Source organism: Neobacillus sp. SuZ13, from assembly GCF_030123365.1.
Classification (GTDB): Bacteria; Bacillota; Bacilli; order Bacillales; family Cytobacillaceae; genus Neobacillus.
The window spans coordinates 196,842-220,043 of sequence record NZ_CP126107.1 but is presented as its reverse complement, the minus strand read 5'-3'; the positions used below and the strand labels follow the sequence as shown (position 1 = coordinate 220,043).

19 protein-coding genes, 1 pseudogene and 1 other annotated feature are annotated in these 23,202 nt (G+C 39.6%); of the genes and pseudogenes, 4 read left to right on the top strand and 16 right to left on the bottom strand.

Annotation, left to right across the window (positions count from 1 at the left end; all coding sequences use genetic code 11):
- Positions 1-46 precede the first annotated feature (46 nt).
- Together mgtE and uptA are read left to right on the top strand one after the other, a co-directional pair.
- A complete protein-coding gene (gene mgtE, locus QNH17_RS01165; protein ID WP_283877021.1) occupies positions 47-1,405 on the top strand; it encodes a magnesium transporter in 1,359 nt (452 codons plus the stop codon).
- A gap of 134 nt (positions 1,406-1,539) precedes the next feature.
- Entirely contained in the window at positions 1,540-2,133 is a 594-nt protein-coding gene (uptA, locus tag QNH17_RS01160; RefSeq protein WP_283877020.1) for an undecaprenyl phosphate transporter UptA, read from the top strand.
- Between the two features lie 85 nt (positions 2,134-2,218).
- Here the strand turns inward: uptA and QNH17_RS01155 are convergent, their stop codons facing one another.
- The 3 genes from QNH17_RS01155 to argS form a co-directional block, all read right to left on the bottom strand.
- Positions 2,219-4,045 carry an APC family permease gene (locus tag QNH17_RS01155; protein ID WP_283877019.1) on the bottom strand — a complete coding sequence of 609 codons (1,827 nt, stop codon included), beginning with the start codon at positions 4,043-4,045 and terminating at the stop codon, positions 2,219-2,221.
- A 234-nt stretch (positions 4,046-4,279) separates the two neighbouring features.
- Positions 4,280-4,744, bottom strand: a complete 465-nt coding sequence (locus QNH17_RS01150) for a DinB family protein (protein WP_283877018.1) — start codon at positions 4,742-4,744, stop codon at positions 4,280-4,282.
- A gap of 50 nt (positions 4,745-4,794) precedes the next feature.
- The gene (argS, locus tag QNH17_RS01145; RefSeq protein ID WP_283877017.1) at positions 4,795-6,489 is read right to left on the bottom strand and encodes an arginine--tRNA ligase; all 1,695 of its coding nucleotides are present in this window, start codon (positions 6,487-6,489) and stop codon (positions 4,795-4,797) included.
- Between the two features lie 53 nt (positions 6,490-6,542).
- Positions 6,543-6,759 (bottom strand) — a binding site (T-box leader).
- Positions 6,760-6,861: 102 nt separating this feature from the next.
- Here argS and QNH17_RS01140 point away from each other — a divergent pair.
- A complete protein-coding gene (locus QNH17_RS01140) occupies positions 6,862-7,116 on the top strand; it encodes an alpha/beta-type small acid-soluble spore protein (protein ID WP_283877016.1) in 255 nt (84 codons plus the stop codon).
- 145 nt (positions 7,117-7,261) lie between these two features.
- Positions 7,262-7,537 carry a hypothetical protein gene (locus QNH17_RS01135; RefSeq protein ID WP_283877015.1) on the top strand — a complete coding sequence of 92 codons (276 nt, stop codon included), beginning with the start codon at positions 7,262-7,264 and terminating at the stop codon, positions 7,535-7,537.
- Between the two features lie 69 nt (positions 7,538-7,606).
- Here QNH17_RS01135 and QNH17_RS01130 read toward each other — a convergent pair whose 3' ends face one another.
- The 13 genes and pseudogenes from QNH17_RS01130 to lhgO all read right to left on the bottom strand — a co-directional run bounded on the left by QNH17_RS01130 (position 7,607) and on the right by lhgO (position 23,024).
- Complete coding sequence (locus QNH17_RS01130) at positions 7,607-8,179, bottom strand: TetR/AcrR family transcriptional regulator (RefSeq protein WP_283879400.1); 573 nt, start codon at positions 8,177-8,179, stop codon at positions 7,607-7,609.
- Positions 8,180-8,407: 228 nt separating this feature from the next.
- Positions 8,408-9,682, bottom strand: coding sequence for an RNA-guided endonuclease InsQ/TnpB family protein (locus QNH17_RS01125; protein WP_283877014.1), 1,275 nt, complete (start codon positions 9,680-9,682; stop codon positions 8,408-8,410).
- 159 nt (positions 9,683-9,841) lie between these two features.
- On the bottom strand, positions 9,842-10,579 hold the full coding sequence (locus QNH17_RS01120) for an ABC transporter permease (RefSeq protein WP_283879399.1): 738 nt from the start codon (positions 10,577-10,579) through the stop codon (positions 9,842-9,844).
- Positions 10,580-10,632: 53 nt separating this feature from the next.
- Positions 10,633-11,436 carry an ABC transporter permease gene (locus tag QNH17_RS01115; protein ID WP_283877013.1) on the bottom strand — a complete coding sequence of 268 codons (804 nt, stop codon included), beginning with the start codon at positions 11,434-11,436 and terminating at the stop codon, positions 10,633-10,635.
- Complete coding sequence (locus QNH17_RS01110) at positions 11,433-12,410, bottom strand: ABC transporter ATP-binding protein (protein WP_283877012.1); 978 nt, start codon at positions 12,408-12,410, stop codon at positions 11,433-11,435. Before QNH17_RS01110 ends, QNH17_RS01115 begins: the two co-directional genes overlap by 4 nt.
- Before the next feature lie 104 nt (positions 12,411-12,514).
- Positions 12,515-12,970: pseudogene (locus QNH17_RS01105) on the bottom strand (response regulator); the annotation flags it as partial.
- Positions 12,971-13,084: 114 nt separating this feature from the next.
- Positions 13,085-14,002, bottom strand: coding sequence for a class I SAM-dependent methyltransferase (locus tag QNH17_RS01100; RefSeq protein WP_283877011.1), 918 nt, complete (start codon positions 14,000-14,002; stop codon positions 13,085-13,087).
- Between the two features lie 188 nt (positions 14,003-14,190).
- A complete protein-coding gene (locus tag QNH17_RS01095) occupies positions 14,191-14,679 on the bottom strand; it encodes a CBO0543 family protein (RefSeq protein WP_283877010.1) in 489 nt (162 codons plus the stop codon).
- A 147-nt stretch (positions 14,680-14,826) separates the two neighbouring features.
- Positions 14,827-15,969 (bottom strand): mannitol-1-phosphate 5-dehydrogenase, encoded by a 1,143-nt coding sequence (locus QNH17_RS01090; protein ID WP_283877009.1) that lies wholly within the window; start codon positions 15,967-15,969, stop codon positions 14,827-14,829.
- A gap of 6 nt (positions 15,970-15,975) precedes the next feature.
- Positions 15,976-18,099, bottom strand: coding sequence for a BglG family transcription antiterminator (locus tag QNH17_RS01085; protein WP_349632557.1), 2,124 nt, complete (start codon positions 18,097-18,099; stop codon positions 15,976-15,978).
- A 64-nt stretch (positions 18,100-18,163) separates the two neighbouring features.
- Positions 18,164-20,068, bottom strand: coding sequence for a PTS mannitol transporter subunit IICBA (locus QNH17_RS01080; protein ID WP_283877008.1), 1,905 nt, complete (start codon positions 20,066-20,068; stop codon positions 18,164-18,166).
- A 592-nt stretch (positions 20,069-20,660) separates the two neighbouring features.
- Positions 20,661-21,596, bottom strand: coding sequence for an AEC family transporter (locus QNH17_RS01075; protein WP_283877007.1), 936 nt, complete (start codon positions 21,594-21,596; stop codon positions 20,661-20,663).
- 216 nt (positions 21,597-21,812) lie between these two features.
- Positions 21,813-23,024, bottom strand: coding sequence for an L-2-hydroxyglutarate oxidase (gene lhgO / locus QNH17_RS01070; protein ID WP_283877006.1), 1,212 nt, complete (start codon positions 23,022-23,024; stop codon positions 21,813-21,815).
- Positions 23,025-23,202 lie beyond the last annotated feature (178 nt).

The window sequence follows — 23,202 nt, the reverse complement described above, 5'->3', positions numbered from 1 at the left end:
GAAATTAGATTCTATGCATTAGAAAGATAAGGAGCTGGTTTCATCCATGATTAAGGATATGACTCAAGATGAATTAAGTCTTTATATCATAAAAACATTAAAGGAAAATAGAAAAACAGAATTTGAAAATATACTTGATGAACTCCAGCCCTATGATGTCGCCAAGATTTATGAAGATTTACCTGAAAAGCATAAAGGGCGATTTCTCCTATTTTTAAAATTTGACGTTCTCGCTGACTTAATGGAAGAGCTTGAAAAGGAAGAGCAGCTTGGCTTATTAAATATTTTAGGAATTGAAAAGTCTAGTAAGGTTCTTGATTTAATGGATAATGATGACCTAGCGTCATTACTGCATGAATTATCTCCAGAGAAAAAAGATTCCCTTCTTTCAGGAATGAAGACAGAGGAGTCTAATGCTGTCCAAGATATTATGAAATATCCCCCTGAAACCGCCGGCAGAATCATGACGAATCGTTTTGTTTGGATTCGCAGCTCTTTTACGGTAAGAGAAGCGGTTGATAAGTTTAAGGTGTTTGCTGAATTTGCCGAATCTATTAACTATCTATACGTTATTGATGAAGACCGGAAATTGGTTGGCGTCGTTTCTTATCGTGATTTACTCTTAGCAGAGCTAGATGAAAAAATAAGAACCATTATGTATGAACGGATCATTTCCGTTACAGTCACGACAGACCAAGAGGTTGTAGCACGAATCGTGGAGCGCTATGATTTCATAGCCATCCCCGTCGTCGATGAGAATAATGTCCTCGTCGGGATTGTCACTGTTGATGACATCATTGACGTCGTGATAAAGGAAGCCAATGAAGATATTGAAAAATTATCAGCAACAGGGAAATCAATTGACTTTGAAACAAAAACTTTAGTTGCAGCCGCAAGAAGGCTCCCATGGCTAATCTTACTTTTATTTATCGGTGTGGTTTCAGGAAGAATTATCAGCAGTTTCGAAGATACACTGCAGCAAGTAGTCGCACTGGCCTTTTTTATGCCGATGATTGCCGGCATGACTGGAAACACAGGGACCCAGTCGCTGGCAGTCGTGGTTAGAGGATTGATTTCGTACGATATTGATAAAGGTGTGATTGCACGATTAATTGCTAGGGAGTTGGGTGTTGGGATTACTATTGGTATAACTTGCTCTATTCTGATTGCGGTGATTGCATATATTTGGCAGGGAAGTTTCATTTTAGGCGCAGTTGTCGGCAGCTCCCTATTTTTCACGCTAATCATCGGAACACTTGCAGGGACGATTATTCCACTTATTCTATTTCGTTTAAAGATTGACCCTGCTGTTGCCTCAGGACCTCTAATTACTACCTTAAATGATATTTTTTCACTGCTTACCTACTTTGGGATTGCTACCATGTTTTTAAAATATCTTATGTAGGAAAAAAATCAGTGAATTGTTTTTTGATTTTTTAGGAATGTCCCAAAGAAAAGGGCCATATTTATTTCTTAAATAGACAATCTGGTTTACACTAGGAAAGGAGATATAAACATATAGTTAAGTGAAGGTGAACTATGACAGAATTTATTAATTCAATATTGGAGTCTTTATCACAATTAGGCTATTTTGGCATCGCCTTAGGATTAATGATAGAGATTATCCCGAGTGAAATTGTTTTAGGCTATGGTGGTTATATGATTTCGCAGGGACATCTTAATTTTATCGGATCCGTCATTGCCGGGACTATAGGCGGAACATTTGCACAGTTATTTTTATATTGGGCCGGTTATTACGGCGGCAGACCTTTTTTAGAAAAGTACGGAAAATATGTGCTTATTAAAAAGCACCATATCGATATTGCTGAACAATGGTTTGAAAAATATGGAGCCGGAGTTATTTTTTCAGCACGCTTCATTCCTGTTGTCAGGCATGCAATTTCCATCCCAGCAGGTATTGCCAAAATGTCAGCAGCCAAATTTACGCTTTACACGGTTGCAGCCATTATTCCGTGGACAATTTTGTTCCTCTACCTAGGTAAAGTCTTAGGCAGTAATTGGTCACATATTAAGGAGTATGCACAACCCTACGTAATGCCCGCCATTATCGGAGCAGTTGTTCTAGGAGCCATTTATTTTTTAGTCAAAAAAACAAAGAAAACCACCGATTAATCCCGGTGGTTTTGCTTTGCTCAAAATTTCCTTTGGACCCAAGCTAAGCGCCTGGAGCGGAAATCAACACGCAAAATATAATGTGCTATTTTTTAAAATGAAATGGCAGTGTTGACACAATAACCCTCTTTTTAAAAATAAGATAGGTACGAATCAATAAACTTGATTGGTTGTGCAAAATATTATGCCAGTTTTTCTTTGTTATAAATTGCGGAATCAATACGGTAACCCGATAATTGTTTTCGCTTGCCTTATGTTCAACCGTATCGATAAATTTCGATAAAGGAATCATTACACTTCGGTAATGTGATTGTAAGGTAACCAGCCTTACATCGGGCTGCCATTGCTGCCATTTTTCTTCGAAACGCTTTTCATCCTCACGATCAAACGATACATACACCGCAAAGATTTGATCCGTTAAGGATTTGGCATAATTGATTGAATTTTCAACAACCTTAGTAATCCCAGCCACGGGGACAATAATAACATTTCCCTCAATCGGCGGCGCAGGATCATCTGGATGGATTCTTAATTGTTCGCCAACTGCTTCATAATGATGATTGATCCGTTTGAAGGAAAACACGATGATTGGTAAAAAGATGATCACAAACCATACTTGGCTAAATTTAGTTAAAAAGAAAATAATTAATACAGCCAAGGTGATGAGTGCACCGACTAGATTAGCAGCTAGTTTCGCTACCCATCCTGCCGGTTTTTCCCTTAACCACTTTATGATCATCCCTGTTTGCGACAAGGTGAACGGGATAAATACGCCCACCGCATAAAGAGGGATTAAGTGCTCTGTTTGACCTCTGGAAAAAATAATCAGCAAGATAGAGGCTACTCCTAAGGAAACAATCCCGTTAGAATACCCCAGTCTGTCTCCCCTAATGGTAAACATCCTTGGCATATATTTATCCTTGGCAAGCGCATATGCTAATAACGGGAACGCGGAGTAACCAGTATTAGCCGCCAGAACTAATATAAGTGCGGTTGTCCCTTGGACAAAGAAATAAAGGTAATTACGGCCAAAAGTCTCTTTGGCAATTTGTGAGACGACCGTTTCGTCATGCTTTGGTGATATTCCGTAATAATAAGCTAGGAAAGTAATCCCCGTAAATAACAAGGCGAGCAATGTTCCCATTAAAATTAATGTTTTGGCCGCATTCTTTGGTGCTGGGTCCTTAAAACTTGGAATCGCATTCGAAATGGCTTCCACGCCTGTTAACGCCGAGCATCCTGATGCAAAAGCGCGAAGCAATAAGAACAGTGTAATACCTTGAACAGGCGTCCCAATCGCTGCATGTTTAACAGTTGGTGACACATCGCCTGTCATAATTTTAAACAGACCCACACCTATTAAAATAAATAGCGCTATAACAAATAAATAGACGGGATAAGCTAAAATCGACGCCGATTCCGTTATTCCACGCAGATTGAGAATCGTAATAAATATAACAAGGACACAAGCAATGCCGACAGTATGCGCATGTAAAGCTGGGAAGGCAGACGTTATCGCATCTGTACCAGCAGATACACTTACCGCTACTGTCAATATGTAATCAACTAAAAGTGATCCCCCAGCGATTAGTCCCGCTTTCTCACCGATATTTTCTTTCGAAACAATATAGGCCCCGCCGCCATGGGGATAGGAATAAATAATTTGTCGGTAGGAAAGGATTAGCGCAGCTAAAAGAAATAATACTCCAACTGCAATCGGAACCGAATACCAATAGGCGATCACGCTTACCGTTGCTAAAACTATCAGAATTTGTTCAGTCCCGTAGGCCACAGATGACAAGGCATCGGAGGAAAGAATGGCTAAAGCCTTCAGGATATTTAATTTTTGTTCGCCTAGTTCCGTTGATTTTAACGGCCGGCCGATTAAGAATCTCTTAAAAGAAGAGAGCAATTGATTCACCCACCACATTTGAAGTAGAATTACCGATTGATTTTAACACAACGCCCTTTTGATATGAAGTGTTTTATTTTTGACGGATATTCGAATTTCCTTTAAGAATACGAAAGTATCATTACATAGTCTTTTCCTAATTAGTCGGATTAATGAAGAAAATTAGCCTATGAAGATAAAAAAGCATAGAGCCCTTACTGGGACCCCATGCTTTCACACTCATATTTTTTCAAACTACTTTACGTTCGCTTTAATAATTCGCTTCATTGCCTGCATTTGTCCTAAATGAATCCCCTCATGGAAAAGCGCAAAATTGGCTAATTCACCAAAGGTTTCTTGACCTAGGAATGGGGTTTTTAACCTTTGGTTAAAGCTCTCCACTGGAATTTCTTTGATTCGTGCTAATTGGTCTTGCAACTGAATGATTAATTCCTGAACGGAGGGAACATCCCCTTCCCAGGCAGCTGGACTCGTTCCTGTGGCAAAAAACTGCATATAGTTGACTGGCAGCTGAGTTGATTTTTTCGGAAAGCCAAACATAAATTGCTCAGCAACTGTGAGGACATGACCCACATGCCAATGGATCGTATTATTAAATCCATTTGGCTGAATACCGGCGGTTCCTTCTTCTAGATCCCCCACAAAGTTAACAAATCTTCCTCTTGTAAGCTCAAAATGCTTAAATAATAATTCACTCATCTTTTTTTGCCTCCCTTTCGTTTGCTTAGCTGAAGTTCAAATTGATTATCCTACATTTCATCAGGGGCTTCCAATCCTAATAATCGTAACCCCTCTTTTAAAACTTCCGTTACCGCATAGACTAGTGCTAACCGCGCCTGCTGTTCTACGCTATCCTCCAGGATTTTAACTTCAGCGTAATATTTATTGAACGCTTGTGCCAGGTCAATAATATATTTTGCCACTTGGGACGGGTCGAAGTTGATACAAGCTCTTTGAACTGCAGGTGCAAATTCCATTAAGAGGCTGGTTACCTTCCATTCCTTCTCCCATAAGTTGGTGTAGGTTGCAGCGCTAAACTGGGGCTTTCCAGCGGCTTTTCGTAAAATGGAACAAGCCCGTGCATAGGTATATTGGACATAAGGACCTGTTTCTCCTTCAAAGCGGAGCATCTCTTCTAACGAAAATTCAATATCGTTCATACGGTTATTCTTTAAGTCATGGAAAATAACCGCGCCAACACCCACTTGTTTGGCTACATCATCTTTATTTGAAAGATTAGGATTTTTCTCTTCAATATTATGTCGAGCCATTGCAATCGATTCATTTAAGACTTCTTCTAATAAAACAACCTTCCCTTTTCTCGTCGACATTTTCTTTCCGTCTTTTAGCATCATGCCAAATGGAATATGGTGCATTTGTTTCGACCATTCATAGCCCATCTTGGCCAACACAGCGATTAACTGCTTAAAATGAAGACTTTGTTCATGGCCTACCACATATAAGGATTGGACAAATTGATATTCCTCCTGTCGATAAAGAGCCGCGGCTAAATCGCGGGTTGCATACAGGGTTGCCCCGTCGGACTTTTTTATCAGACATGGCGGCAGTTGTTCCTCGATTAGTTCAACCACTTGTGCTTGTTCCGATTCAACCAGTAAGTGTTGTTTTTCCAGGAGTTGAACCACGCGGCCCATTTTGTCATTATAAAAGGCTTCACCAGCATACGAGTCAAATTGTACGTTCATTAACTCATATATTCTTGAAAACTCTTTTAATGACTCATCTCGGAACCATTTCCAAAGCGCTAAAGCTTGTTCATCTCCATCTTCCAGCTTCTTAAACCAACTGCGCCCTTGATCTTCCAGGGAAGGATTGTTCTCCGCTTCTTCGTGAAATTTTATATAAAGGGACAATAATTCCTTAATCGGATTTGCTTTAACCTTGTCGGCATCTCCCCACAATTGGTAAGCCGTGATTAACTTGCCAAACTGCGTCCCCCAGTCACCAAGATGATTAATTTTAATCGGCTTATAACCGCATTTCTCAACAATTAATGCGAGGGAATTACCAATTACCGTTGAACGCAAGTGCCCCATCGAGAAGGGTTTAGCAATATTAGGGGAGGACATGTCAATCGTGACAGCACCACCGTTCCCAAATGCATGTGCACCGTACTTCCCCTTTTGTGCAAGGATATCTCCAATAACCTTTTCGGAAGCTGTCTTTTTGTTTAAAAAGAAATTAAGATACGCCCCCACCACAGTCACTTTTTCAAAAATGGGCGATTGAATTTTCCCACATAATTCCTCGGCAATCAAATTGGGTGACTTTCTTTTTAGCTTCGCTAACGTAAAGCAAGGAAAAGCTAAATCCCCGTGGTCTGGGTTCTTTGGTTTTTCGATCATCAGTTCCAAGTCTTTCAGTGACATCTCTTGCCCAAGCAAGTCATATAAAATTGCTGCCAACTCTTGTTTAAAATTCATTTGATTCGACCTCCTATTTTCTTTATAAAAAACAAAAAACTCCCGTCTCTACTAAAAGAGACGAGAGTTTAGAATCCCGCGGTACCACTCTAATTGTTCAATTAAGAACCAGCTTTCCTTTGTAACGGAGGATCCTCCGGCATACCCTACTGCAAAGTTTCAGGCATGCATCTCAAAAGTGCGCTTCATTATCTATTCTGTTTCAGGCTCCCACCACCCCTGAATCGCTGGACCATCTTAGATAACTACTCTCTTTATCATTGATTTTTCCGAATTTATTACCAATTATTATACTGGATTAATATGGGTTTTTCCAGTGATTGTTGATTATTTTTCACATTCAGGTAATCCTAACGTAAAGGAGGGATTTTAATGGCGAGAAGAAGAAATAAAATCCTTGTACCCGAAGCGCGAACTGGCTTAGATGCGTTGAAGGCAAAAGTCGCAAATACCGGAAACCCAGAGGATGCAAAATTTGAAGCAGCCAAAGAAGTAGGGGTTCCATTGAAAAAAGGGTATAATGGCCAACTCACTTCAGAGCAAGCTGGGAAAGTAGGCGGCAGGCTAGGCGGCAGTATGGTCCGCGAATTGGTAAAAATGGCACAAGAAAACCTAGCAAAGAAATAATGCCCGGGGCCTAATTGGTTAGGCCCCGTTTCCAATTCGACCTCCTAAAGCAGAAGTCAATACACAAAATAAAAAAAATAAATTTTCCAAAAAGAGTTTGACAATTCTGTGACAATTGATAGAATATTCTTACAAGGGGTTGATGATGATGCAGGAAAAACACTTAAAGAGTATATTCACATTTAAGAAAACAGCAATCTTTGGAAGCGGTTTAGGAATTATTCTTATTTTGTTAGGTCAATTTGCAAGCGGTTACAATACAGCTTATTTCTTAACAGCTCTAGGATTTGGAATACTGGCTGGATCCGTGGTCAATTACCTTTTTGGAACATTTTTAAGCTTAATGGAAGAACTAACTGGCAGCCGTAAAAATGGTCCGAGAGTCGCTGCCACTCCAAAAAATCTCTATCTTGTAAAATAAGAAAACAAAAGCGCCACAAAAGTGACGCACCGCATAATCCAGAAGACTTGGGAAACACACAAGTCTTTTTTATATGGACAAACCTTTTACTAAAAACACCTTCATGATTTCCGCAATCTGCTTAGAGCTTAATGGCTGATGATGCTTCTCCCAATCTGAAACTAAGGCAATATACATTTTTAACAGAAGATAGCTGGTAATTTCAGTATTGGCCGCCGGGATTGCCCCTTTCGCAATGGCCGTATCCATTTTCTGCTTCAAATAAGCAATGATTTCATCCTCTACATGCTGCAGCATTTCCGAAACTGCTAATGTCCCCATTTCCGTTTCCTCTTGAACTAGTTTAATCATCAACTGGTGCTGGGAGCGAAATTCTAATAAACGATAAAGAGCCCGATGCACATTTTCTGCAAAAGATATCTCTGGTTGGATGACGGCTTCTGCCTCAGCAATCATTTCCTTGACCAAGGTTGAAATAATCTCTTCGAATAATTCTTCTTTATTTTTAAAAAAGGTGTAAATCGTCCCTTTGCCTACATTCGCTAGTTTTGCGACTTGATCCATCGTTGTTGCTTTATAACCAAACAATGAAAAGGACTTAGTTGCTGCTTCTACAATCAGCTTTCTTCGATCGGTTGCCATGTCAACCTCCACTGACCATTTTAGTTTTTCAGTCATTTTTATTCCAATATACCATAAGTTCCATTCCACTGCAATTTCCCCATTGACTTAGCCCCTTGGATAAATCCAGGGGATTCTTTTTTAAACCTTCATCAAAGCCGCCTGTCGGCCGGGGCTTCCAGGTCCTACTACTTCTCCAGTTCATTACGACATGTAGAAAAACCACATACCGAAGCCCAATCATAGGCACTACGCCACATCCATTTTTGCTTGATGGTGAGAGACAATGGGAGCTAAAAGGACTCGGCGATACTTTGTATCTTCTATTTTAGGTAGTTCTCGATTTTTCGTTAGCTGTTTATTTACAGACTTATCCAAAATATTAATGGCACCGACTACATCCCTATGTCCTTCCGCCCCGCATCGACAGTGGAAATTTCGATTCCATTGTTTGTGGAATTCTCCGCATGAAGGGCACGTGCCGGAAGTGTAAGACTCTTCCACTAGTTGAACTTTGACTCCTCGAAGTTTTAGTTTGTATTTTATTTTTTCGATTAATTGCCCAAAACTCCAATTAGACAATTGTTGACGAATTTCTATACGGGTTTTCTTTTTCTTTTTCGTATTCTTTTGAACGCCATCCGGTGTTCCGATATAGAGTGTTTTAATTTGATTTTCCACACACCAATCCGTGACCATTTTCGAAATAGAATGCAAAAGATACTCCACTTTCCGTTCCAGTTTTTCTAAAAAACGGCGTTTACGCAAAATAAGTTTATGCCTTTTATTCGAACCTGGCTTCTTCCGGCTAATCAGCTTCTGAATCTCTTTCAACCTTTTGTTTCTGTAGCGCTGTAACGAGCGAAGTTCTCTTCCTGTTACAATGAGGTGAATTTTCCCGTTACTTAAAACGGTCGCATGGATGATTCCTAAATCGCAGCCGGCTTCTTTTTTACCTTGAACCTGCTTTTGTTTTGGTATTTCCATTGCTAGATGCATCCAGTATTGATTTTTGCGCCAAACGATTTCGGCACTTTTTATCGTATGGAAATCAATGTGTTTCGGTTGAGGGATCACTAAGGGGGATTGTTGTTTTCCATTGCTAAACCTGAGCTTATTACCAGTTAATTTAATCGCAGCTTTTTTATATTTAACGGAAAAAAACTTTTTGTATTTCCAAGGGTAACGCCACTGTTTCTCACCTTTTGCTCGGAGTTCCCTTGTTCTTTTGCAGGTTTCTTCATGTAACTCGATGATCGCTTGAATCGTTTGCGAATGTAATTTATGCGTGGTGGCATTGTACCATTGCTTTTTTTCAGATGCGCTTGTCCAAACCTTATATGCATCATATAGCCACCAATGGAGATCTAAGCAGTCATTCCACAAATTTGCTGCTTCCTTACGTAAAGTATCGACTAATCTTCTCTCCTCTCTGTTTAAACGGAGCGGAAATTTCCGAATGACAATTTCACCTTTCGATTCTTTTTTCTTCTGTTCTTTCATGTTCTTTTTACGGGGTTCCATTTATTTTTCACCTCCAAATAGAACATTTGTTCCATATACTTATTATACTACTATGGATTAGGAAATGGTAGTAAAAAGAGAAAAATTTGGCTTATATTACCATTTCTGAAATAAGGGGCTTTACACCACTATTTGATAACAAGCAAACGGGCTCCTAAATCAGGAACCCGTGGAACGATAATGTTTCACGCCATATTGCCAAACAAGAAGACACGGAAGAATAAACAAGCTACCTGCTAACGGTGTGAGCATGGAATAGATTTCATTTCCACTATTCTTACCTAAAATAGATAAGAGCGGTAGATAATTTACTGTTCCGAATGGAATGACAAAGGTAAAAAATTTAGCCACCCACTTTTGATAAATATTTAATGGATATTGCGCCATTTCCCTTCCGCCATCGGTAAAAATGTTGACCACCTCAAGACCTTCAATCGTCCAAAAACATAAGGTGGCAGCTAGAATATAGATTCCAGTAAAAATAAGCACTCCACTAACAATCATTAGAAGTAAGGTGACCTCTTTTACGACATTCCATTCGATGTTGAGATTGGCCAAGGCCCAGACCAATACAACCCCACTTTGAATAAGGCGGCCAAATCTTGTAAACTCGAACTTGGACCCGAGAACTTGGATAAATGTACTTCGCGGGCGGACCAGTAATCGGTCAAATTCACCATTCCGAACTAGACTAGAAAAGCTATCAAAACCGCGGGCAAAACATTCACTCAGCGCAAATGCCATATGGATGATCCCGAAACAAAGCGCCACCTCAAAGAATTGCCATCCCTTTATTTGTCCAAACTGTTCGAATAAAAAGTAAAGGCCCGCAAAGACCGTAAAAGGGATAAAAAATTGCCCTAATGATAATAACCAAAAAGATGTCCGGTATTGCATTTGTGATTTAAAGTGAATCAACAGATACCTTATATATATATCTTCACCTTGAGTTAACCTCCTTGGACAACAGCTTTCCTTAATACACGATTGAGGGCTGCTCTTCCTAACCAAACCAGGCCCACTAGATAGATCAGTTGAATGGTGATTCCGCTGATAGCGTCATGCGGTGGGATGTGCCCGGAATAAACCCTGAATGGAAAATCTGCCGTCCATCGAAATGGAAGGACATTCGCTATTTTTTCAAGCCAATCTGGCATGAGCGGTACTGGAATGATTAATCCGGCAAAAAATTCACCGAGGACACTAAATACTAACAGTGATCCCATCGGGGACAAGGTTACAAATGCGGAAATATATAAAAACATCGAGATCGCTACTAGCAAAAGTAGACCTAGAATGAGTGCACTTAAGAATAATAGAAAGGCAGGGAAACTTGGGGGCAGGGTCATATTATATGGTTTTGGTAAAAAAAATGAGATTATCAGGATTGGAAAACAGCGCAAAAAAGCACTCGACAATCGCTGAGCAAGGAGCTTCGCATACCAGAAACCATATAGCTCACAAGGCCGGCAAAGTTCGTAAGCAATATTTCCACTTGTAATTAATTCAAATAGCTCGTTATCGCGAAACCACATCGTTATAAAGACGAGAAAGGCCTGTTGCAGCCAAATGTATGTAATTAATTCCTTTAAGGAAATTGGCGGTGTATTGGCAGCATATTCATAAAAGGCTTCAAAAATCATGATTGTGATAATCCCCCAGAAAAACTGAGTAGCTACCCCAGCCAAGGCCGCTGTCCGATACTGCAAGCCCATGTTCATCCGCAGTTTCAAAACAGATAGATATACCCTCATATTTGGTACTCCTTATAAAGTTGGAGGATGATTTCCTCGATTGGCTGCGATTCAATCGAAACATCAATTAACTCTAGTTTATTGGACAATTGGGTAATGATTTCTGATGTGTTCAGCTGCTCTGTATCAACGCTAAGGACCAACCGTTCTGGTGACCGCGAGAGCACAGTTGCCCCTTGAATTTCGTTAAGTTGAGAGCATTTGCGGAAATCAGCGGTGATTGTTTTCTGAGAGCCAAATTGTTTCCTTAATTCCTCTAACTGACCGTCGTATAATAAACTGCCTTTTCCAATTAGAATAACTCTGTTTGCCAATGCTTCAATATCATTCATATCGTGGGTGGTGAGAATAACTGTGACCCCCCTTTCTTTATTAATCGTTTTAATGAACTGACGTACCGCTATTTTAGAAGCAGCATCCAGCCCGATGGTTGGTTCGTCTAAAAACAAGATTTTGGGATTATGTAGAAGAGAAGCTGCTATTTCACAACGCATCCGCTGCCCTAAGCTTAGTTGACGGACGGGTGAATAAATGATGGTTTGCAGCTCGAGCGTTTCAATGAGTAGATTGAGCGTAGTTTGATATTCTTGTTGTGGGACCTTGTAGATGTCTTTTAACAGTTCAAAGGAATCAATCACCGGTACATCCCACCATAACTGTGAGCGCTGACCGAAGACCACTCCAATATTCCGCACATATTGAACTCGGTCCTTCCACGGAGTAAAGCCCATAATTGAGCAATTCCCGGTGTCAGGCACCAGTATGCCGCTCATTATTTTGATCGTTGTCGACTTCCCCGCCCCATTTGGCCCAATGTAGCCGACGATTTCACCAGGATGAATAGAAAAAGAAATTTCCTTGAGTGCATCAATGATCGTATGTTCCCGATAAAAAAGCGCTTTGGCAGCTTGCCGAAAGCCCGATTGGCGTTTGGCAACCTTGAAGGATTTGCTAATGCCTTGTAAATGAATCAACCATTTCCCCCCTAATCTATCCTGAGTCACAGAGGAAAATAATAACACCTGGGACGATAATGCGTCAAGAATTTTCTAAATAATTAAATATTAATATTCTAAACTTCCTGTTCTTTTAATGTTAGCCGCAGCCGTTCCACATCCAAGATTAGCCCTTCCACCGAGGTAGTCCGCTCATTACGTGCACTAGCATAAGTTCCATAAGCTCTTCGCAAGTGACTATTTATTTTCGCTATAACAATTTCATAATCAAAAGGTTTCGTGATATAATCATCCGCTCCATTTTCTAGTGCCATCACTTGGTCCATCTTCCCTTCTCGAGCGGAAATGAAGAGAATCGGACAAGTTGAAACACTGCGGATTTGCCGGCACCAATAGTAACCATCATATTTCGGCAAATTCACATCTAATAAAACGAGGTGTGGTTCAAATTCCTCAAATTCCTCACGGACCGTATCAAACTTTTCAACAGACTTTGCATCATACCCAAATTTATGTAAATGCTCTTTCAGCAAGTTCACTAACTGTTTGTCATCCTCAATTATAAAAATTTTAAACATTATAATCCTCCTTCCCTAATCTCCTCCTTGATTGTATCAAATGGTCGCAAAAAAATGGAAATAATAGCAAAAAGCACCGTTAGGGAGCTCAGAGCGGTGCTTTGTAGATCATAACTATTTATTCACAACGAGATGAGCAAAATGAAAATGCTCAAAGGCGTGCAATCCATCTTCTCTTCCTTTAAAATACATATCTTCAATATTAGCAGGTGAGAGATTTTCATAGAGTAACATCTGGCAGTCCTGGAGCTCCAAGTCCAGTTCAAATGGGTCGAATCCAGTAAACATGGGTTCACCTGTTTGTGCGGTAATTTGTCTCATTTGGGTTAGTTTCTTAGAGGCAAAATCTTCATTAAAAGCAGTATCATCAAGGTAGTCAAAGATAAATGAACTTCCGTTTGCGGACATTTCCGCCACAGAAGATAGCAATTGGTAGAAATCCTTTTTAGCTAGGTACATTACCACTCCCAACAGGCTAAAATAACTATATTCTTTTTCATCAAAGCCGATTTTCTTTAGTTCTGCACGAAGAGAATCACTTTTAAAATCTACGGGGACAAATCTAACATTTTGGGGAATATCAATGCCGATCTCCAGGAGACGGTTTATCTTAAAAGCTTGAGTTGCCGGATGGTCAATTTCATAAATAATAAAATCCTCTGGAAGCTTTTCTTGCCTTAATGCAAAGGTATCGAAACCCGCACCGAGAATGACATACTGTTTAAACCCACGTTCGATTGCAGACCTAAGTCCATCTTCTGCATATCTTGCCCGGCTGACTAATTGGGGAATGGTCTGGTTGTTCATCACCCACATTAGCTTTTCATCAAACGTTTCCAATGTTTCGCTTTTTTCTTGATCAAAAAAGGCAATTGCTTTAGCCCAGTTGGCGGCGATTAACTGTTTTTCTTCTTTTGTTAAAAGCGAATGAGCGATAAAGTCATGAAAAATCGGATCTTTGCTGGTAGTTGCATGATAACCCCTGGCAAAGCAGCTCACTAATGCGGTCAAGCTTTCCTTCCTAGTTTCCAAACAGGTTCCCCCTTCATAATCCCTTAATAAACAGAAAAACTCCTAGCATAGCTCTGCTAGGAGTTTATTTTATGATAGAAGTATACACAATGTCAATAAATAAATATTATATCACAAATAAATTAATTTGTCAACTAAAATTTATTCTGGATAATAAAAAATTTCCGGACCATACTTCTTCATTACCCCTATTCTTCAATTACCTTTTGATTGCCCTTTAATTTATCCAATACTTTCAGTAATCCAACAAAACCTCTAATCGTAAATAATGTAAAATTCACACTGCCAAAAGTATGGAAGATTGTCCATTTTTCCCATTTAAATAACTTTGTATTCCTTTCCATATACCATTGACCAATACTCATAGGAACACTAAATATTAGACTTTTCAATAGTATTTTCCAAAATTTATCGTTGTAAGAAATCTTGACCCAGATCACACTTAAAATCGGGAAAAATAGTATGTCATAAATAATGTTCGTTTTAAAAATCTTCGGAAAAGGACGAACTGGATATGCAACTCTTTTTGTTCCAACTACATACGCATCAATAAGAGTAGCTAATACTCCTTTTGAGAAAAAAATGACGAGAGTTTCTCTCATTTTTGATCCTTTAAATAAAAATGGCAGGGAAATAAAGCATAAAGATGTAAGTAAATTTAAGAGTTTTTTCTCCATATTAAACATCCTTCCAAAGAAATTATGATTGACTATATTAAAATCCCCCATTTTAATAAATATTATCCTTTGTAAAATTCAAATAATTACATGAAAAAAAGGGTCAGTCCCCCGCTGCTTTAACGCAGTGGGAGACTGACCCTTTTCTTAATTCTCGAGCAAATTGTACTGTCTAATTACTTCGTTAGAAATTTCACTATTTTCATCCAACCCGCATACTTCGTTCAGAACAGTCGGTAGTCCTTTGTCCAGGATCATCGCTTGCAGTTTCACTGCTTCTTGATCTTCTTTATAATCAAAATGTAAAGCAGAAGCAATCGTCTTTGCAAGATTTGTGAACGGAAGGTCAGCTTTCACCGCCTCTGTAGCCGGTTTTACTAAACGATCATTTGGTCCTAGTTTACGGAGAGGCCCACGAGCTACCCTTGTCACTGCATCATTTAAATGCGCATTTTTAAAGCGATGAATAATTTTATCAATATATTGCTGGTGTTCATCAGGATTTAAACCATATTGCTTAATTAAATAAGCGCCTGTCTCTTCAAGAGTCGCTCGGACTTGATTCAGAATGTCTCCATCTGCTAATGCTTGATCAATTGTTTCTTTATTTCCCAGATAGCCAAGATAGGCAATGGTGGCGTGGCCGGTATTCACGGTAAAAAGCTTTCTTTCAATAAATGGAGCAAGATCAGCGACAATTTTCATTCCTTCAACGGGCGGGATACTCTCACTTGTTTCCACAACCCATTCATAATAGGTTTCAACTAGCACATCTAGCGAGCCCTGATTGTTCTGAATCGGTACAATCCGGTCAACGGCAGAATTAAAGAAATAGACTTTTCCTGCTAAATTTTCCTTTGTTTCTTCATCTAGATGGTCAAATATATAGCCCTTTAACAAGTCTGTTGCTGAAATTTGATTTTCACAGGCAATCACATATAACTTTTCATCGTTTGATTTAACTCGTTTAGCTATTCCTTTTGCCATTAAAGGGGCAATATGCGGCAAAATATTGGGCCCAATCGCCGTCGTGAGATAAGTGGCCTTGCTAATCGCTTCCACTACATCTTCTTCCTGTGTCAAATTATTTAATCCGGAAACATTTTCAACCATCGTACTTTCTTGTTGATCGGTTGCCAATTTTACTTGATATTGCTTTTCTTCGTTTAACTGGTTAATGATTTGCTCGGCAATATCAACAAAGGTAACATGATAGCTGGACTGTGAAAAAAGTGCCCCAATAAATCCTCTTCCAATATTCCCTGCTCCAAAATGGACTGCTAATTTCATTTTTTATCATTCCTTAATAATATTTGTATGAAGATAGTCCAAAAAGACCGTTTCTAGTCTCTCCCGGATCATCTCTTCATTCGCTGATGAAAAAATCTGGATGGCTTCATTATTTTCAATTAAACTTGTACTTATCAAACTTACTATTTCCTGCTCTCTAACCCCTAATTCCTCAGGGGCCAACATTAGCAGTAAATTTTTAATAAACATGTTCTTTCCATCCATTCCTTTTACAAGCAAAGGCTGTTCCAAATGCACAATCTGAAAAATAAGCTCCTGAACATGTTTATTCCGGCAATGGAAAAGAGCCATTTCTGTTTCTGGTATTCCGAGTCCGCCTTTACTTTCTCGCTCTTTTAATGAAGTCAGTACATCTTCTCTATTTGTTAACAGTTTTTCCTTCTCAGCCGCATGTACCATTCTTTCAATAATCTTTTTATGGTCATTTACTTCAGGCATCCGATTGACACGAAAATTAGTTAAGACGGCCTCTATGCTTTTTTGGACATCTTTTAATTGTTGCAAGACTTCAGTAATGCCTGCTTTTGTTATTGGTTCCGCTGAAAACGATTCTTTTGGTGAAGATCCTAGATATCGTTTTTTCTCCGTTAGTGCATCAATATTTTGGCGCAAGAATTGCCGAATCGTCTCTATATTTTCCTCTGTTAAGAGAGGGGAAACTAAAATATAATCTATGTCTATAAACGGAAGGTTCACAGTTGAAATAATCAAATCATAGTCTTTTAATTGATCTTTTTGCTGGATTTCTTTGATGGATTTGATTTCTATCTGATCAATTCCTGGAATCTCCTTTTTCACTCTACTTGCGAGCATTTTAGAGGTTCCGATACCAGTCGGACATACCACCAATGCATGGATTGGTAATTTTTCCTCCCTTAAAACAAGCGCCGATCCGAAATGCATGACAATAAAGGCGATCTCATCATCAGGAAAGGAATCAATCTTTTTCAACTGCTTTTCCACACTATTTTTTACCGCAAGAAACAATAATGGATACTTCCGCATTATTTCTTCTTTTAAAGGGTTAAATAAGCCTGTTTGTTGTTTGATTCGATAAAGAGATGGTTCCATGTGAGCCAGCAGTCCTTGATACAACGAAAAGTCATTAGTTAAATCAACATGCAGCTGGGATGAGACATCCTGTATGAGGGCTCTAACCAATTTGCTAAGACCAATACTGTCATAGGGAGCTTCATCCGCTGCCTGAAGTTTGGAACCCTTAAGGATTACGGCTAAATAGATGAAATCCTCTTCAGTGAACTTGACCGAGAAAATCGCTTCAAGTTCCTTACAAATATCCACTATCAGCCGATACTCATTTGTTAAATTATCAGAAAATTCTACATCTTCCTTTAATAAAAAGAAGTCCTCCGTCCGTTGCATGGTAATACATATATGTACGATAAGCCCTATATAATCACTATCTGCAAGGCGCAGTTGCGAACTACTAAAAGTAGTATTTACTAACCGCTCTATGGCAAGAAGATAGTCGGGAAGAAAGTACTGTAAAATATTTCCTTGATCATACTTACCATTTTCCAACAAAAATAATCTCTCTATCAGTTCCTCATTAAAATGAAGCAGAATATAACTTGCTAGGGCCTTTCGCTTAGATGACTCAGAGCCAATCATATCGACCCCCACACCTCGTTTTCTTGTCATTTGCACATTAAAACGACCAAGCCAATCCTTCAATTCATCTAAATAAGTTGTCAAAGTTGCAATACTGACACCAATGTTACTTGATAATACTTGAATCTTATAGGATTCCTCTTGAACCAAAGTTATTAACAGCAGTAGTTTTTTTTCTTGCGGTGTTTGATCGATTGAATTATTCCCCATTAAAAATTGGAATAGGCGAAAAATTTGTTCGTTCTTCCCCTCAATTACAAATCCCTTCTCCATATTACGTATTAAACGAAGACCAAATGAATCAAGAACTTTTTCTACCGCTTTTAAATCCCTTTGAATTGTTCGTCCACTCACATTTAAGTATGTTGCAATCGACGTAACGGTATGTTTACCTGATGTTTTAACTATTAATTCAATGATTGCTTTTTCCCTAGAAGTTATATACATGCAATCAACTCGTTTCTGATAATAGTACACGAGGAAAAAGTGAATAGAAAAGCGGCATCTGCTGCTTTTCTATTCGCTATAGGAGAACTATTTATTATTTATCATTTAAAATATCCATGATTTCTGTTGTTGATTTGGCTTCAACCAGTTTTTCAATATTAGCCATATCAGAACAAGTGACAGCTATTCCAGATAAAATTTCAAGGTGTGTACCATCTTTCCCAGCAATACCGAAAATCAGCCTTACCTTTTGCCCATCAAAATCTACACCATTGGGTACTTGTAAAACTGTAAACCCAGAATTCAAAACATCCTTTTTCGCTTCTTCGGTACCGTGTGGAATCGCAACATCATTGCCCATATACGTAGAGGTCATTTCATCACGGGCAATCATGGCTTCAATGTAGCTTTCCTTCACATATCCCGCCTTAACTAGTGCTCGACCCGCAAAACGAATCGCCTCTTCTTTAGACGCAAATTCCTGATTAAGAAAAATATTTTCTTCACGCAGCAAAGCATCATCTGTATGTGGGGCGCCACTTGGAACAACGGCTTCTGCGTCTTCGACGATTTCCTTCAGCTCAGCTGTTTCAGGATTTTTTAACCGATTGATTAATTTATCATATTCTGGGCTTGATAGGAAATTATCAACTGAAATATGATAAGCATGCGGTACTTGTTTCTGAGCTCTAGGTGTCAATTCTTCCTGTGTTATAACAATTTGAGCATCAGAAGGCAGGTTACTAATCGCCATATTGGTAACTGAAATATTCATCTTGGCTTCCTTAACCTTTTTCCGAAGAAGTGACGCACCCATCGCACTTGATCCCATTCCAGCATCACAAGCGAAGATAATCCTGCTTACATCTTCTGGAAGCTCCCCATCATTAGCAGCAAAAGCATTGGCAACGGAGCTTTTCTTGCCTTTCATTTCTTGCATTTTTCTTGCTGCGTCTTCAATATCCTCAACTTGCTGCTTACCTGTTTTTAAAATAAATGATGAAAGAACAAAGGATACAATTCCAGCTACTAGGACTCCAGCAATGTTCGCTAAATAAGTACTTGCATGTGGCGGGGTAACGGCCATAATTGCAAGAATACTACCAGGAGATGCCGGAGCTGATAATCCTCCGCCTAACAGCATTAAGGTAAATACACCGCTCATTCCACCCAAGATGACGGCAAAGAACAACATTGGACGCATTAAAATGTACGGGAAGTAAATTTCATGAATCCCGCCAAAAAACTGAATGATTGCAGCACCTGGCGCTGACCTTCTTGCATTCCCTTTTCCAAAGATACAATAGGCCAAGAGAACACCAATCCCCGGACCAGGGTTTGCTTCAAGAAGAAACAGTATGGATTTTCCTGTTGTTTTTGCCTGCTCCAAACCGATTGGTGAAAGCACACCATGATTGATTGCATTATTTAAGAACAATACTTTTGCAGGTTCGATAATGATACTTGTCAATGGTAAAAGTCCTGTTGCTAACAGCCAATCGACACCCGTAACAAGCCAGCCGGTAAACGTAGTAACTGCCGGACCAATGGCTAAAAAGGCTAAGATAGCAAAGAATCCGCCCAATATCCCTGCTGAGAAATTGTTTACAAGCATTTCAAAACCAGCTTTGACTTTACCTTCAATCAGCTGATCGAATTTCTTAATTACATAACCGCCGAGCGGCCCCATGATCATAGCACCAAGAAACATTGGGATATCTGCGCCAACAATTACACCCATTGTCACAATCGCCCCAACGACACCCCCGCGTTGATCATGTACAAGCTTCCCGCCTGTATAACCGATTAATAGTGGGAGCAGGTAGGTAACCATTGGTCCCACCATTTTGGAAAGGTTTTCATTTGGAAAGAATCCTGTAGGAATAAATAGTGCAGTAATTAATCCCCACGCTATGAAAGCCGATATATTTGGCATAACCATCGAACTTAAGAAGTTACCAAACTTCTGAACAGCTACTTTTATATTAGATTGAGCCATGTGCCCACATCCCTTCATTTTATCTTACCTTATTCATGGTAAAGGACGAAGCCACTGCATTCAATAAAGAGGAAAACTAACTTTGTCACCTTTATTATGACAAAATTAGTTTTTCTCAACAAACAAGTGATTATGCCGCTCAGAAACTCTTGTAACGGACATAGTAAGTCCTTGTTCTACAATGCAATCCTTATTGCAAAACAAAAGACCCAATCCTGTCTCGGATTGAGTCTTTCTAGATCGTATTTTCTTTCAACATTTTGAAGTACAAAAAAGTCGGGAACTATGGAGAGTTGAAACCCGCATTCCATCTAAAGAAGAAGTTGTGCCGTCTCCCCAGTACGATGACAAACTTAAGGTATTAACTGATATAGAGATAAACTATATTCTCGTGCTATTTCTGGAACGTTTTTTCTAAACGATGGACATACAAGTCCATCTCTGTTTCTATTGTCTCTCATATATCCACCTCCTAAAATTTTTATAGCATCATATTCAGGAGGTGATTTTTAGGATTGGACAAGTAACAAAAAAAGGAACACATTTTTGGATTTGCCGGACTTGTTTATAAGAGGCTTCCGTATAATAGCTGTTATAAAAATAAACTTGCCATATAGGCAGTGAGCGGTATTGTGAGTAAAGAAAACATAGTGGAATAAACTGTCGTCATAACCGCCGTCTCCTCATCATGGCCATACTGGGCAAATAAGATAGTTGCCAGCATGAAAGTTGGCATTGATACCTGGACTATAGCAACTAATTTAAGATCATTGGTGAGAGGAATCGTCTGTAAGACAGCAATCATTATCAATGGAAACACTAACAATTTCATCAGTAAAGAAATACTAATAAAACGGACTGGTAATACCTTCTTTTCCTTGAAAAATTCAGATATTAATAAACCAATGTAAAGCATGGCTAAAGGGGCAGCTAGACCCGCTAGTGATGCTGCTAAGTTTTTAGCTAGTATTGGTGGCTCATATCCGATTACAGCAATGGTTATCCCAACCAAAATAGCCATAATCGGAACGTTAATCATTGCCTTAAGGCTTCTTAACGAAAATTTTCCTTCCTTATTTAATAGCACAGTAACAAGAGTAAAAACGATAACATCCAGCCCTGCATCGAATATCGCCGCTAATAACCCACCTGTTGGCCCAAACAAGGATGTACATACAGGAATGCCAATAAAACCGGTGTTCCCTAAACCTGCCAGGATGGCTAATTTTCTGGATTTCATCGTACGAAAACCAAAAATTACGGCACTTATCCAACCCAATCCTATACCAATCGCATTGAAAAGAATCGATATTAAAAATAGTGTTAACATTTTTGATAGTAATTGATCATTGATTTCGATATGAAATATTCCATTTAAAATAATCGAAGGTACCGCTACATTGATAATGATGATTACTAGCAATTGTTTTGAGTCATCTGTAACAGAGAAGGTTCTCCCAATTATCACTCCAAATAAGATAATGATGGCCATCATGCTTACAGCTGACAGAACTGTTGTAATCTCCACAGCACCCTCTCCCAAGTCTTAATTGTAATTTACTATTCTTCCATCTTTATCAATTTAAAGCAGAAAAAAGAAAGGGGAAAGCAGTTTATCTCACTTTCCCAAATTTCACATCCTGGCTTAGTATACAGTGCCATGATTTTATATATTTGTTATTCATCAGTGTAATATATATTCAATATTCCCAAACGATCTTTCTATGCACTTGTGATTTTTATTTCAGGCTAATTGGTCTAAAATTCGGGAACTCTCTGAAATGCGTTCGACCACAGCATTTCCGATTTGAATGGATGCCGTTGCCGCAGGTGATGGCGCGTTGCATATATGCATAGAGTTTTCCCCCGAGTAAATCGCAAAATCATCTACCATGCTTCCATCCTGCATTAGAGCCTGTGCCCGCACCCCAGCATGAGTTGGAATGATGTCTTTCTCCGTCAACTCCGGGATCAGGCGTTGAAGGCTGTGCAAAAAAGCCTGCTTGCTGAAGGAACGGACATATTCCTTCATGCCCTCTTTCATATTCGGCATCGCCATCTTCCAGAAGCCCGGATATGTTAATACCTCGAATAAATCCTTAACATTGATGTCTTTCTTGGTATACCCTTCACGTTTAAAAGCCAATACCGCATTTGGCCCGGCATGAACCTCGCCATTGATCATCCGGGTGAAATGAACCCCGAGGAACGGAAAATCCGGATTCGGTACAGGATAAATCAAATGCTTCACAAGATATCGTTTTTCCGGTGCCAGCTCATAATATTCACCGCGGAAAGGCACGATTTTCATACCGGTATTCATGCCGGTCATTTTTGCCACACGGTCGCTGTGCAAGCCGGCACAGTTAATGAGAAAACGTGATTTTATCGTGCCCCGATTTGTCTCAATCGTTACATGGTCCGCTTTTTCAGAGATGTTTTCAACTTTCGTGTCAAGGCGGATGTCACCTCCGCCTTCCTGGATGATTTGTGCGAATTTGCGGGAAACGCCTTTGTAATCCGCAATGCCACAGCTTGGTACACGAATGGCGCCCAATCCCCTTACATGAGGTTCGATCTCATTCAATTCTTCTGGACTGATTTTCACGACGTTCAGCCCGTTCTGAACGCCCCGGTTATACAGATTATCCATTAGCGGCAGCTCTTCCGGTTCTGTCGCAACGATCACTTTTCCGCAAACATCATAATCGATACCGTGCTCCTGGCAAAATCGAACCATTTGAGCGTTGCCAACGCGAGCAAATTCCGCCTTTAAACTGCCTGGTTTATAATAGATACCTGAATGGATGACCCCGCTATTATGGCCCGTTTGATGATGGGCCCAACCGTTTTCCTTCTCGATCATGACAATTTTGGCGCCCGGGTACCGTTTCGTCAGCGCCATGCCTGTAGATAAACCAATGATTCCTCCACCTACTATTGAAAAATCATACATATTATCCCTCTTTTATATTATGTTAGGGCTGACTTTCAGGGTGCCTCTGACTCTCACAGACCCCTAAAATCCAGTTACTAAAAATTAATGTTAAGGTTTAGATGGAGTTATGAGAATCTGCCCCCCCGCTTTAGAGTCAACCTCTTTCTACTGTGAAATATGCTGTCTACCGGAATGG

Bases quoted from the DNA above. Each gene is read 5' to 3' on its own strand.
- QNH17_RS01120 (WP_283879399.1), bottom strand. From the start codon at position 10,579: ATGCAATACCGGACATCTTTTTGGTTATTATCATTAGGGCAATTTTTT.
- QNH17_RS01090 (WP_283877009.1), bottom strand. From the start codon at position 15,969: ATGAAATTAGCAGTCCATTTTGGAGCAGGGAATATTGGAAGAGGATTT.
- QNH17_RS01135 (WP_283877015.1), top strand. From the start codon at position 7,262: ATGATGCAGGAAAAACACTTAAAGAGTATATTCACATTTAAGAAAACA.
- QNH17_RS01080 (WP_283877008.1), bottom strand. From the start codon at position 20,068: ATGGCTCAATCTAATATAAAAGTAGCTGTTCAGAAGTTTGGTAACTTC.
- QNH17_RS01130 (WP_283879400.1), bottom strand. From the start codon at position 8,179: ATGGCAACCGATCGAAGAAAGCTGATTGTAGAAGCAGCAACTAAGTCC.
- argS (WP_283877017.1), bottom strand. From the start codon at position 6,489: ATGAATTTTAAACAAGAGTTGGCAGCAATTTTATATGACTTGCTTGGG.
- QNH17_RS01125 (WP_283877014.1), bottom strand. From the start codon at position 9,682: ATGGAACCCCGTAAAAAGAACATGAAAGAACAGAAGAAAAAAGAATCG.
- mgtE (WP_283877021.1), top strand. From the start codon at position 47: ATGATTAAGGATATGACTCAAGATGAATTAAGTCTTTATATCATAAAA.
- lhgO (WP_283877006.1), bottom strand. From the start codon at position 23,024: ATGTATGATTTTTCAATAGTAGGTGGAGGAATCATTGGTTTATCTACA.
- uptA (WP_283877020.1), top strand. From the start codon at position 1,540: ATGACAGAATTTATTAATTCAATATTGGAGTCTTTATCACAATTAGGC.
- QNH17_RS01115 (WP_283877013.1), bottom strand. From the start codon at position 11,436: ATGAGGGTATATCTATCTGTTTTGAAACTGCGGATGAACATGGGCTTG.
- QNH17_RS01140 (WP_283877016.1), top strand. From the start codon at position 6,862: ATGGCGAGAAGAAGAAATAAAATCCTTGTACCCGAAGCGCGAACTGGC.
- QNH17_RS01150 (WP_283877018.1), bottom strand. From the start codon at position 4,744: ATGAGTGAATTATTATTTAAGCATTTTGAGCTTACAAGAGGAAGATTT.
- QNH17_RS01095 (WP_283877010.1), bottom strand. From the start codon at position 14,679: ATGGAGAAAAAACTCTTAAATTTACTTACATCTTTATGCTTTATTTCC.